This is a genomic window from Clostridium rhizosphaerae, assembly GCF_016765585.1.
Taxonomy (GTDB): Bacteria; Bacillota; Clostridia; order Clostridiales; family Clostridiaceae; genus Clostridium_AT; species Clostridium_AT rhizosphaerae.
The window spans coordinates 97,186-110,062 of sequence record NZ_JAESWC010000008.1 but is presented as its reverse complement, the minus strand read 5'-3'; the positions used below and the strand labels follow the sequence as shown (position 1 = coordinate 110,062).

The window sequence follows — 12,877 nt, the reverse complement described above, 5'->3', positions numbered from 1 at the left end:
GACATAGATAGCATGAAAAAAGAATTCTCACTCAGCAACGAAAAAGTTATGATTAATTTTACAGCAAAGTACTGTGATACAATGGAAAAGATGCTAGACAGCAGTGGATTTTATAGAGTTGTAAGCTCTTATTTAGAAAGAGTAAAAAACAGAAGAACAAATATTTATAAATTCATAGAAAGTTCTTTAGAAATATTGGACACAGATCAGGCAGCAAAAGAATTAATCGGGTTATTTAAATTGCTGACAATAGAAAGAGCAGAAGACATAATAAAGCTAAACAATAAGTATCAAGTAATCTTAAGAAGCAAAGAAAGTTTTATTGATTTAATTGAAGATTTATACGGCTATTGGAGAAAACTTGAGAGATATACAATAGTTCACAGCAGCAGAGTAAATGAAGGAGAGGGGTATGAAAGTGTAAGTTTTATAGATGCAAATACTAACTTTTCAAGGCTTGTTTTAAATACTTATAGAAGGATTGAAGAGCATGTATTAGGTCATAAGCCAGCGGTATACAGACAGCTGCCAGCTGGAGGAAATGCAGGGCTAATCGTAAGCAGCAATAAGTGGAATCTTCCTGAGGAATATTCCATACTCAAAAACATTCCATTTATTACTTCAATTATACTTGACCCACCATTTATATCTTACCCCAAAAAGAATACAAGAGATGGTTTTTTTAAGGAATCCTTTGAAAATCCGTTAAAAGACTGCAATATAAATAAAGATCATTTTTTCTGTTATCCTGCTAAAGTAGGGGAGCTTCTGGCTTATATATATTTCCATAGGGATTTCATGTCTCATGGAGTTACACTGTGTAATCTTTTTGAAATGGCTAGAGAAGAGGAATATAAGGGTGTAAAACCAGACATTGTATATGTGTTTGGGGCAAGAGATGTTAGTGAAGAAGTAAGAACCGTATTTTATGATGATGATAAAAGTAATATAATGCTTGGGTATGTAAGTTATGGAGACGCAATAGATTATTTTGGCTATATGAAAAAAATGACTTTAACTCTTCATAACCTCATCATGATTAAAAGGGGATATCTTCCTATACATGGGGCTATGGTTAATATTGTAATGAAAAACGGAAAGTCTGCTAATGTTGTTATAATGGGAGACAGTGGTGCAGGAAAATCAGAAAGCCTAGAAGCCTTTAGAGGGTTAAGTGAAGACTATATAAGTGATATGACTATTGTTTTTGATGACATGGGAGTCTTAAAGCTTAATGGGAAAGAAAAGCCTTTAGGGTATGGTACTGAAATTGGAGCTTTTGTACGACTTGATGATTTGGATCAAGGTTATGCTTTTAAAGAAATAGATAGAAGTATATTTATGAATCCGGATAAGATTAATGCAAGGCTGGTAATGCCTGTAGCTACTTATAAGGAAATAATTAAAGGATATCCTGTCGATTTATTTTTGTATGCTAACAATTATGAAGAAGTAAAAGAGGAAGAGTCAGAAATAGAATATTTTAATAATCCAAAGGAGGCTGTCAAAGTATTTAGAAGCGGAGCGAGGATGGCAAAGGGTACGACAACAGAAAAAGGTTTAGTTGAATCCTATTTTGCAAATCCTTTTGGACCTCTGCAAAAACAGGAAGAAACTGATAAGCTGTTAGACATATATTTTGAGGAGCTCTTTAATAAAGGTGTTAAGATAGGTCAAATTAAGACTTGCCTTGGAGTAAGCGGTAAGGAAAAAACTGGACCTAAGAACGCTGCAATAACATTATTTAATATAATTAAAGCTCTAAATTAAAGATGTTTTATATAATAGTTCTATTTTTGTATTTGAATTTTATAAATATAAAGATAGAACTATTGTAGGAGGTTCTCTTAAGTTTGAAAAGTTCTTCTAAAAGTATATTAGGCTGGATTGTTATATTATATTTATCTATAACTTTAATATTATTTATAGTTTGGTTTTTTCCATGGAACAGTAAACAGGAATATAAAAACTATAAGCACTATGAAAGTTCGATTAATAAAAAGCTCCAGGCTACTATTGATAGTGTGGATAAGTTTGACATCATATATCAAGAAAAGAAAATAAGCAAAAGACAATTAATCTCTAAGTTAAAGCGAGCTTCCTATGAACTAGAAAAGCTTCATGATTCCTTTAAATGGAGAAAGGGAGATGATGTTACTAAAGAATTGTATCTTTTAAAAAAAGAAATTATAATTAGTTATGCTCAAATATATAAAAATAGAGCTCAGGCTCTTTCAAATGGAATTATTATTAATGAGCAGGCGGACACTAATTTTATTCAGATAATAATTGACAGATATAATCATAAGGATAAGCTTGAAAGAGAAAGGTATAATTTAGCATTTTTACAATGAATAAAAGAGCAAGTATCCGAAGAACTTGCTCTTTTATTTTGAATATATAAAAATTAAGTGGACTACTTTATGTTATTTGACGATATCACGGTCATTATCGTAGTTTCTATCTCTTCCTAAGAATGATAAGGAGTAAAGACCAGCTATACCTACTAAAGCGTATATAATTCTTGAGAATGTAGTCATTTCTCCAAATAAAGCTGAAACTAAATTAAAATCAAAGAAACCTATTAAACCCCAATTAACAGCACCAATTATAACTAATAATAATGCTATTGTATCTAATACTCTCATTTATTACATCTCCTTCGTATTTATTTATACATCAATAGTATTTACATAATTACTAAAAATATAAGCATTACTTTTACTAAACAATAATGTTTTTTATTTTTATACATATATATTAAGGAAGTATATTTATAAATTATTTATTTTTGGATAAAATACTATTAAAAGGAAAATTAAAAGGGATGAAAAGATGAAAAGATATAAAAAGATTTTCGCATTAATTATTGTTTTATCGCTTTTAGCTGGATGTAATAAGACTCCGATCCAGAATGTAAAATCAAATTCACAAATAAACAATGATACAGCTTCGGCTAAAGAACCAGGAAAAAATGAGAATTCCAGTAATGAAACAAAAAAGGGGATAACTATGAATAAAATTAGTTTTGAAGAAGTATCGGCAGGAAATTTACCATCAAACTTGGATACATCGATAAAAGTGCTAAAGGCTAACAGAGGATATTTAATTACCGAATATAACGACTGGTACTATATAACTGTATTCTCCGGTAAGAAGAGTACAGGAGGTTACTCTATTAAGGTTTTGTCTGTTGAAGATAATGAGGGAAAAACAAATATTGTAGTTGAAGAAAAATCTCCTAAACAGCAGGATATTGTAACACAGGCAATAACCTATCCATATACGGTCGTAAAGTTAAAAGGAATTACTCCGAATATTACAATTAAAAATACAAAAGGTGAAACTTTAGAAAAAGTTTTAAAAGAAGAGCAAATGTACTAAAAGGAATTTCCTTTTAGTACATTTTTTCTAGTTCTATATTTCTATCAATTGGTTTTGATAAGGATATAAAGGTATTAGTACTTTGTACACCATTTATTAATTGAATTTTTCGCATTAAAATGTACTGAAGATGAGAAACATTTTTACAAAGCACCTTAACGAAAAAAGAATATTCCCCAGTTGTATAATGAAGTTCAACTACTTCATTAATCCTGCTTAAGCTTTCTTGTATAGTTGAAGAATCTAAGGTGCTATCCAATTTAACACCTATAAAACAGCAAATATCATAGCCAAGTTTTGAATTATCAACTATAAGCTTTGTTCCCTTTATTATACCTAGCTCTTCCATTTTCTTCATTCTAACATGAATTGTGCCTCCGCTAACATGACATTGTCTGGCAATTTCTAAAAATGGAGTTCTAGAGTCGTTAAATAATATACTAAGTATTTGATAATCTAAATCATCTAATTGCTGGCAGCATGCCCCATCCATAAATAACTCCCTCCCGAATACAAAGTGCTGAATATACTTGTTAACACAACAAATACAGCTTGTTTATAAAAATCAGCTTAAAGCTTTTATCACATTAATATGCAATACAGTTTTTAACAAATCCTATATATTATTATATCAATAAAATAATACTTTGACAATTTTATAACAAAAAATATTTATAATATAATAAATTTGATAAATTTACAAGATTTGCCTTGATTTCATTAGGTTTTTGCATAAAAGAGAGGTCACCCTCTCTTTTATTTCTAGTACTATTTGAATTGAACGGCAGTTACTTCATCGGATAATGTAGAAAACTTATAACCCTGAGTCTTTAGGCCACTGATAATAGAAGGCAATGCAAGAACTGTAGTTGTTTTTGGACTGCTGTCATGCATGAGTATGATTGCTTGCTTCTTATTTTTTGATCCTTTTAATACCTCAGCTATAATTTTATCCTTATCCTGAGTAGCTACTGATGCGTCCGTAGAATCTACATTCCAGTCAAAATACTTGATTCCACTTTGCTTTATATGTTTTGTAAGCTTATCCATGAAATCGGATCCTCCATAACTGAAGCTCACGTGATTATTTGAACCTCCAGGAAAACGAAGAATGCTGGGCTTTTTACCTGTAATTTGAGCAATGAGATCATCAAGTTTTTGTTTATCTTTATCAAAGTCCTCTATAGTCTTATAAAGTGCCGCATAATCATGCGAGTAGGTGTGATTGCCTATAGTATGCTTTTCGTTTATTATTCTTTGATAAATTTTCTTACTTTCAGGATGACCATTTACAAAAAATGTAGCTTTAATATTATTTTCTTTTAATATATCAAGAATTTTAATGGTATTATCAGATGGGCCGTCGTCAAAGGTCAAATATGCTGTTTTATCTAAAATAGAATTTGAAGAGGATTGCTTATTTTTTAGGTCATCGTTTTGCTTTTGAAGTGCATTATTACTTTCTGTAAGCTTTTTATTATCAGTTTTTAATTGATTAACTTCGGAGTTTAATTCTTCATTAGTCTTCTTTAATTCAGTTATTGCAGAACTTAAGTCCTCATTAGTCTTCTTCAATTCAGTTATTACAGAACTTAAGTCTTTTTTGTTTTTCTCAAGTTCAGCAGCTTTATTGCTTAATAATTGTATTTGTTCTTTATCTTTACAGCCTGTAAGAGTAAATACATGAAATAATACAAGCAAAATAACAATAAAATATCGTTTATGTTTTATCAAGTACTCTAACCCTCCAGTATTATTAATTTCATAATCTATGTAAACTTTTCTGAAGAGTTTAATTAAGGTACTATTTAGATTGCACTAATACATAGTATGTACTTAGGGAAGATTTGGTGTAAATAAAATAAAAAAGTATGATTGAAGGCATAAAAGCCAGAATCATACTTTATATTTTATTTAAATTTCAGTTTTACTACCTGATTCTGAAGGTATATATAAATTGTATCCTCAGTAACTGATACCTTTGCAACATCTTTTAAATTAATATAAATTCCATGAAAATCATAATAGCTTCTTTGACCATTTTTGCTTATAAGCCTAAGTATTCTTCCACGACGTTCATCTGATAGCTCATAATCAAATTGGTCAATGCAATAAACCGTGTCAAGCTCATAAGCATTAATAATGGCTGCTAAGCTTGAACTTTTTAATTCATCCAGAAGCTTAAATAGTTCATCTAAAGTAATTTGTCTCATAAATTTTATCTCCTTTTTAATCGTAAACCATAATTATTAACATAATTATAGCATCACAATATGATTAACGTAAGAGGACTTAGAAAATCCTTTTTATACAAACTTATAAATCAATGTATATTTAATCTATAGCAACTGAATTATAGTATAATAGAAAATAAATACAATATATTGAACTTGATGGATATAACCAGTAAATAGCGTGCGATATAATATAATAGAGATAAATTATAGTATGAAAGGGAGGTAGGAGTTTGCCAAACATAATAGATTACTTGGACTGGCGAGGAGATTTATCTATGACTGTTTCGGAGTTTAATGAAGTAGATAATCTTATACTTGCACAATTATCTTACGTAGATTTTGAAAATATAGTGCCAGGAATTGATAGTGATGAAAGCATTTCAATCAAGGAAGCTTCAGATTTGTTTTTTAAAGTTTATAATGAGTATGAAATCATGCTGGAGGAATCGGTAGCTAAAATATCAGTATGTCTTATGAAGAAGATGGCTTGTTGTGAGCGTTTTGCAAAGCTAAGGTTATCAAAATATGTAAATAAGGTTCATTATGAAGAACAAAAACAGTTTTCTGCAATACATATAGCTTTAGAAGATGGAACCATATATGTAGCATATAGAGGAACCGATGATACACTTGTTGGCTGGAAAGAAGATTTTAATATGAGTTTTATGACAACAATTCCAGCACAAGTTGAGGCAGTAAATTATTTAAGAGAAACTACAATAGACGGTAAAAGTAAAATTAGAATTGGTGGACATTCAAAAGGGGGAAACTTAGCAGTATATGCTGCTGTAAAATGCTGCTTACACATAAAAGAAAATATAATCGAGGTTTATAATAATGATGGACCTGGATTTAGCAGGGAAATGATAAACTCTGAAGAATACAGAGAAATACGCAGCAGGATTAAAACAATAGTGCCTCAAACTTCTATAGTTGGAATGATGCTTGAGCACGAGGAAGAATATATAGTTGTTGCAAGCAAGCAAAAATATATAATGCAGCATTATGCTATGTCTTGGGAAGTGCTTGGCAAACAGTTTGTATATGTTTCTGGAGTCACTGAAGGAAGTAAGCGTATAGATGCAATACTAAAGGCTTGGCTAAATAACATGGATACAGATGAAAGAGAACGATTTGTTGATTCTTTATTTTACATATTTGAAGCTGCAGATATAAAAAGTCCCAGAGACATATCAAGGGATAAGTGGTCAAAGGTAGCAGTAATGAGGAAAGTTATAAGCAGTATGCCAATTGAAAATAGACAGGTACTTTTTAAAACAATAAGACTATTGCTTAATGAGGGCAGCAAGATGTTCAGGTATCGAAACAAACAAAACGAGCGCAGCATTGGCTCAAAAGCAGACTTCAATAAAACTTTTAAGAATAAATCAATGCTTAAAGGAAGCAAACTTAAAAAGGATGAGCTATGAAAAGTATTTTGGGTTTCCAAAGAACTTTTCATATATGATAGCCCTAAAGTAAAATATATAACTCGCTTATTAATGAGTGAAGGAAATTATAAGATGTAATAAGCTCCCCTTGATATAAACAGTAAAACTGTTTATATCAAGGGGAGCTTATTAATTATGTACTACTCTCGTGATTTAGTGAGTGCATCAAGATGGCAGTATGCTGGTATTGATTTTAAATCACATAATTTTCACACAAGTTTGCCATATGATTAAGACAATTAAAGTTTACTATATAAGTAATGAAAAATGGTTTTTAATTAAACTTCAGTCGTTCAAGGAGGAAATAAGCATGAAAAAAATAAGCAAATTTTTAGTAATAGTTGTTTGGGCAGGCTTGATATATATATTATATAGAATGAATTTATTAACTGGAAATATAGATAACTTAAATCAGTTTTTTATTAGCCGCGGCAATTATAAGGCTCTAGTATTTATTGCTTTATCCTCTTTAAGAATAGCTGCATTAATTCCTAGTGCAGTGTTTATGATTCTGGGTGGCATGATGTTTAGACCTATACAGGGGTTTGCTCTTACCCTTGTTTCGGTTGTATTAAGTGAGACTATTGTTTATTTATCATCAAAAGTTTTAGTTAGTTCAGGAATAAAAAATTATCTTATAAATAAAAATCCTAAACTATACGAGCTGCTTCTTATGAATAACACTAAAATATTGGCTATTGGTATTTTATGTCCGATAGCTCCTTCAGATGCAGTTTGTTTCTTGGTCAGCTCAGCAAAATTAAGTTATAAAAAATTTATATTAACAATAATAGCGGCTAATATGCCAATGATAATACTCTACAGCTTCCTTGGAGATAGTGTTATGTCTTCAACCAACAATACAATAATAATCGCAGGTATTATAGCTGTTATAAGCATATACTCTATATATTTATGGAACAAAGAACAAAGGTCTCATAGATTAGCTTAAAAGAGGTATTATTTATAAAAATCGTATAATGTTGAAATTTTATAAATAATTTAAATTGAATATAAAAAATATTTTATATTACATACTTGACAAAAGTAAGTAAGTTATTGTATCATAGTTACATAAAGTAACTGAATAAAAAATAATTATCGAATAGATAATAATATAGTGTTAAAAAATTAATTAATAAAACGGAGGCTACATTTATGAATAAAGATTTTAATTCATCAATTCAAGAAAGAAGATCAATTTATGCAATTACAAAGGAATCACCAGTATCTGATGATAGAATACAAGAAATTATTGAGTTTGCAGTAAAGTATACACCGTCTGCTTTTAATTCTCAAAGTGCAAGAGTAGTAGTTTTACTTGGACAGAATCACAATAAACTATGGGATATAACAAAGGAAACTTTAAGAAAGATAGTTCCTGCAGAAAACTTCTCAGCTACTGAAGAGAAGATAAATTCTTTTAGAAATGGGTATGGTACTGTATTATTCTTTGAAGATAAAAGCATTATAGAAGGGCTTCAAAAGCAATTCGCACTTTACAAAGACAATTTCCCAGTTTGGTCTCAGCAGTCTTCAGGCATGCTTCAGCTAGTTATATGGACATCACTGGAAAATGAAGGTCTAGGTGCTTCTCTTCAACACTATAATCCTCTTATAGATGAAGAAGTAAAAAAAGAATGGAATATACCTGGAAATTGGAAGCTTATTGGACAAATGCCATTCGGAAAGCCATCTGCTCAGCCAGATGAAAAGCAGTTTCAGCCATTGGAAGATCGCGTTAAGATAATCAAATAGATTAATATATACAATGCAGAAGTTCTAATACATTGATGATGTCCCAAAAATCCTTGAAGATTGGATATTTTGTGACATCATCAATGTAAGAACTTCATTGCATTATATATAGATAAAAGCCTATGTGAAATTGCACATAGGCTTTTATAATTGTCAATGTATAATATTTTTAAAACTACTTTAATATATCCAGGATAGCCCGAAGCTTTTATCACCTGTATGTACACTTATTACCGGCGAAAGTTCCTCTATGGTAACTGCATGCTCAGGATAGATCTCCAATACTTTTTCCTTCAATTTTATAGCTGAATCATAAGCATTTGCATGAGCAATGATTATCTTTGAGTTTGAAGTTAATTTAGTGCTTTCAATTAATTCGACTAAATGGTTGTACACCTTTTTCATTGTTCTTACTTTGCTTTTTAGTAATATTTCGCCTTTATCAAAAGCCAAAATTGGTTTTATCTTTAAAAAGGTTCCAAAGGATGAAGCAGATAAAGATATTCTGCCGGTCCTACGTAAATGCAATAAATCATCCACTACTAAATATATTTTTGCATTAGATCTTATATATTCAAGATTCTCAATAATAGATTCAATTGAACTTCCGCTTTTTATTAATTCCAAAGTTGATATTGCCATGTGTTTTTGGATAGTGGATGTGAAAAGTGAATCAAAAACAATTATTTTATCTTCTGAGACTTGACTTCTGACTAACATTCCTGTTTGGAAGGTACCACTCAATCTAGAGCTAATTGTAATATATATAATGTGATCGTATTTATCTAATATCTTCTCAAAAAGTGTAAAAACATCCCCAACAGGTGGTTGTGAAGTGGTTGGAAGACTTAAACATTCATTCATCTTTGAGCAGAATTGACTTGGAGTTATATCTAAACCATCTCTAAAAGAGTTGCCATCCATTATTAGATGTAATGGTAATGAATATAAATTATCATTACATTCGAATAATTCATTATCAATTACAGCAGTGCTATCTACAACAACAGCTATTTTATTCATGTAATTCACCTCATAAAAGTATTATGTGTGTTACATATGATACGCTTGTAACAGTTACTTATTTATCATATAATATTATAAAGTATGAAGTCAATGGAATAAAATAAGTTATACAAATAAGAGAAAGCAGGTTTTTATCATGAAGAGCATAATTTTCGATGTAGATGGAACCCTATGGGATACCACAGAAGTTGTAGCTAAAGCTTGGAATAGATCAATTCATGAATCAGGTAAAACATCTCCAAACATAACCTCTTCAGTGCTTAAGAAAGAGTTTGGAAAAACCATGGATGTAATTGCAAATAATTTATTTCCAGATTCCAGTGAGAGAGAAAGAGAGCAGCTTCTCAAAAAGTGTTGTGAATATGAGCATGATGCCTTAAGAGAGAATACAGATAATCTGCTTTTTGATGGGGTAAAGGAAACTATTGAAGAACTTTCGCGAAGATGTCAGTTGTTCATAGTAAGCAACTGTCAGTCTGGGTATATTGAATTATTTATGAAAAAGGCTGGAATTGAAAAGTGTATAAAAGACTATGAGTGCTTTGGAGATACAGGTAAAAGTAAGGGTGAAAACATAAAACTTGTTATAGAAAGAAATAATTTAGATGACGTAGTTTACGTTGGAGATACGCTTGGAGATTATGAGGCATCGGTATTTGCAGGAGTACCCTTTATATTTGCAAAGTACGGTTTTGGAAATGTTCCTGCTTGCGATTTCGCTATCAGTAGTATAAGACAACTGTTGACTTATTGTTAGGATATAACTTTCCTATATCATATTTTTTATAAAAGAGCACCTTAATGAGCAATTAAAAAGAATTATAATATATTGATATATTTATAAAAATATATCATAATATTATATAGACTAATAAATAACATTTATCATAAGAGGAGGGATTGAGGTGCCGTTTTTAAAGCTTCTGCTTCAGATGGTTGTTTATGCACTTATAGTTCTAGTAGGGTATAATCTGCTTAAACGTTTTGTGTTATCTAAAATTAAGGTTAAAATCAATAAGTGGGTTATTTTTGCGATTGCTATGGTTATACTTCTTTTGCCTAACATTTTAGTTGCTGTTCTCCATATAAACATACAAAACAATGCATTGTGGGTTTATGGACCATCAAGTTTATTTATTGTTTTGTTCCTTTGGTTTATTGATTTAAGCGGATGGAATAGAAGAAATAGTAATTCTTCAAATTCTTCAGGAACAGGCTATTATGACAAAAAAGGTAAAAAAGATAAGATAGTAATAAAGCCAAAAGCAAAACCAAACAGAGTTAAGAATAAAAAAGACTAATTTAAGGGGTTTAAATACCCTTGAATTAGTCTTTTTCTTTAATATGACTTCTTACCGCCTACATATGTATTTAAAATCTTTATATTCTTAATGAAATCTTTATCTACCTCTAGAATATTTTCAGACAAAACTGCAAAATCAGCCAGCTTTCCTTTTTCTATTGAACCTTTAAGAGACTCTTCAAAATTCATATATGCAGAGCCTAAGGTAAAGCATTTGAGAGCTTCTTCAATGGTTAAATTTTGATTACTGTACCAGCCCTGTTTAGGATCACCCTTTAAGCTTTTTCTTGTAACAGCAGCATAAACTCCGTATAAAGGATTAAAGCTTTCAATAGGAGCATCTGAACTGAAACTCACTTTTAAACCGAGATCAAGCATTTCTTTCCAATTATAGCTTTCTTCAGCCCTTTCTTTTCCAACTGCTTTTTCTACAATAGGCCAGTCTGTCATTACAAAGGAAGGTTGAACATTTGGAATAACCTTAAGTGCCTTAAATCTTTCAAGAAGCTTTTTATTAGTAAACTGGCAGTGTATTATAATTGGCCTTAAATCTGTGTTTGGATAAGCGGCTTGTAATTTTTCATAGGAGTTTAATATCATATGCATAGCTCTGTCGCCTATAGCATGAATAGCTATTTGAAAGCCGGCCTCTTGAGAGCCAAGCACTAGCTCATCAAGTTCCCTTTGGTCATATATAGTTACTCCATGGCTTTCAACATCAGAGTACGGTTCTTCCATGGCAGCTGTTCTGCCGCCTAAAGACCCATCTTGATAAAGCTTCATCACGCCGATTTTAAGCATATGACTTACTTCACCAGATTTTAAGCCTAAGCTTTTTGTTTCTTCAAGAGCTTTCTTGTTCATAAGATTAAGCTGAAGAACAAAACGCAGAGGCAGCGAATTTTCACTATCTAATTCTTTATAGGCTTCAATTAGATTATTTAAATCTCCGGCTGTGCCAAGGTCTTCGCTGTGAATTGTAGTTAATCCGTATTTTAAAGCATCGGTAAACGCAGACTTTAATACCTTTTTAATATCTTCTTTTGTCATTGCAGGAATTTTATCAAATATAAAATTCATTGCATTTTCTCTTAATATGCCTGTAGGTACTGTGTTTTCCTTATCAATTACTCCGCCATCAGGGTTATCAGTGTTATTAGTTATACCTGAGGCTTCTAAAGCTTCTGAGTTAGCAACCCCTATGTGACCGCAGACCCTGGAAAAGAAAATAGGATTGTCTGTGCTTATTTTATCTAAGTCATACCTGTTTGGAAGCCTGCCATCAGTAAAATAATTGTGATTCCAGCCTCTTGATATAATCCATTCACCTTTTTTGATATTATTTTCCTTTATATAGTTCTTTGTTGTTTCTATCATTTCATCTATAGAAGTTATGTTTGATAAATTAACTCTGCTTTTAAAAACTGCATAATTTAAAAAATGCATGTGCGAATCATTAAAACCGGGCACTACAGTTTTACCCTTAAGGTCTATTATTTCCTCATCATGTTCCTTCAAAGTTAAAACTTCTTCAGATGTTCCTACGGCTTCAAATTTATCAGCCCTTACTTTAAACGCCTGTGCAATTTTATTGTTATCAAGGGTTATAATATTTCCATTTATAAAAATAGACAAAACAATCACCAACCTTAATAAAGCTATTTACAAATATTTTAACTCATATTTGAGCCTGATAAAAGAAAAAGATAGAATGTCTG

At 30.8% G+C, this 12,877-nt stretch carries 14 protein-coding genes; 8 read left to right on the top strand and 6 right to left on the bottom strand.

Annotation, left to right across the window (positions count from 1 at the left end; genetic code table 11):
* Positions 1-12: 12 nt before the first annotated feature.
* Positions 13-1,770: a phosphoenolpyruvate carboxykinase gene (locus JK636_RS13270; RefSeq protein WP_202749494.1), complete on the top strand. Its 1,758-nt coding sequence runs from the start codon at positions 13-15 to the stop codon at positions 1,768-1,770.
* A gap of 83 nt (positions 1,771-1,853) precedes the next feature.
* A complete protein-coding gene (locus JK636_RS13265) occupies positions 1,854-2,354 on the top strand; it encodes a hypothetical protein (RefSeq protein ID WP_202749493.1) in 501 nt (166 codons plus the stop codon).
* A gap of 72 nt (positions 2,355-2,426) precedes the next feature.
* On the opposite strand, the gene JK636_RS13260 is transcribed toward JK636_RS13265, so the two are convergent.
* Entirely contained in the window at positions 2,427-2,648 is a 222-nt protein-coding gene (locus JK636_RS13260; RefSeq protein WP_202749492.1) for a DUF378 domain-containing protein, read from the bottom strand.
* Between the two features lie 187 nt (positions 2,649-2,835).
* On the opposite strand from JK636_RS13260, the gene JK636_RS13255 reads away from it, so the two are divergent.
* Entirely contained in the window at positions 2,836-3,384 is a 549-nt protein-coding gene (locus JK636_RS13255; RefSeq protein ID WP_202749491.1) for a protease complex subunit PrcB family protein, read from the top strand.
* 13 nt (positions 3,385-3,397) lie between these two features.
* Here the strand turns inward: JK636_RS13255 and JK636_RS13250 are convergent, their stop codons facing one another.
* The 3 genes from JK636_RS13250 to JK636_RS13240 all read right to left on the bottom strand — a co-directional run bounded on the left by JK636_RS13250 (position 3,398) and on the right by JK636_RS13240 (position 5,597).
* The gene (locus JK636_RS13250) at positions 3,398-3,877 is read right to left on the bottom strand and encodes an Lrp/AsnC ligand binding domain-containing protein (protein WP_202749490.1); all 480 of its coding nucleotides are present in this window, start codon (positions 3,875-3,877) and stop codon (positions 3,398-3,400) included.
* Between the two features lie 275 nt (positions 3,878-4,152).
* Positions 4,153-5,118: a polysaccharide deacetylase family protein gene (locus JK636_RS13245; RefSeq protein ID WP_202749489.1), complete on the bottom strand. Its 966-nt coding sequence runs from the start codon at positions 5,116-5,118 to the stop codon at positions 4,153-4,155.
* 176 nt (positions 5,119-5,294) lie between these two features.
* Positions 5,295-5,597: a hypothetical protein gene (locus JK636_RS13240; protein ID WP_202749488.1), complete on the bottom strand. Its 303-nt coding sequence runs from the start codon at positions 5,595-5,597 to the stop codon at positions 5,295-5,297.
* 254 nt (positions 5,598-5,851) lie between these two features.
* On the opposite strand from JK636_RS13240, the gene JK636_RS13235 reads away from it, so the two are divergent.
* The 3 genes from JK636_RS13235 (at position 5,852) to JK636_RS13225 (ending at position 8,830) form a co-directional block, all read left to right on the top strand.
* The gene (locus JK636_RS13235) at positions 5,852-7,051 is read left to right on the top strand and encodes a DUF2974 domain-containing protein (RefSeq protein ID WP_202749487.1); all 1,200 of its coding nucleotides are present in this window, start codon (positions 5,852-5,854) and stop codon (positions 7,049-7,051) included.
* A gap of 331 nt (positions 7,052-7,382) precedes the next feature.
* A complete protein-coding gene (locus tag JK636_RS13230) occupies positions 7,383-8,024 on the top strand; it encodes a TVP38/TMEM64 family protein (protein ID WP_202749486.1) in 642 nt (213 codons plus the stop codon).
* 206 nt (positions 8,025-8,230) lie between these two features.
* Positions 8,231-8,830, top strand: a complete 600-nt coding sequence (locus JK636_RS13225; RefSeq protein ID WP_202749485.1) for a nitroreductase family protein — start codon at positions 8,231-8,233, stop codon at positions 8,828-8,830.
* Positions 8,831-9,010: 180 nt separating this feature from the next.
* On the opposite strand, the gene JK636_RS13220 is transcribed toward JK636_RS13225, so the two are convergent.
* Complete coding sequence (locus JK636_RS13220; protein WP_202749484.1) at positions 9,011-9,853, bottom strand: DegV family protein; 843 nt, start codon at positions 9,851-9,853, stop codon at positions 9,011-9,013.
* A 139-nt stretch (positions 9,854-9,992) separates the two neighbouring features.
* Between JK636_RS13220 and JK636_RS13215 the strand changes: the two genes are divergently transcribed.
* Entirely contained in the window at positions 9,993-10,613 is a 621-nt protein-coding gene (locus JK636_RS13215; protein ID WP_202749483.1) for an HAD family hydrolase, read from the top strand.
* A gap of 148 nt (positions 10,614-10,761) precedes the next feature.
* Entirely contained in the window at positions 10,762-11,157 is a 396-nt protein-coding gene (locus JK636_RS13210; RefSeq protein WP_202749482.1) for a hypothetical protein, read from the top strand.
* Positions 11,158-11,195: 38 nt separating this feature from the next.
* On the opposite strand, the gene JK636_RS13205 is transcribed toward JK636_RS13210, so the two are convergent.
* A complete protein-coding gene (locus JK636_RS13205) occupies positions 11,196-12,794 on the bottom strand; it encodes an amidohydrolase (RefSeq protein WP_202749481.1) in 1,599 nt (532 codons plus the stop codon).
* Positions 12,795-12,877 lie beyond the last annotated feature (83 nt).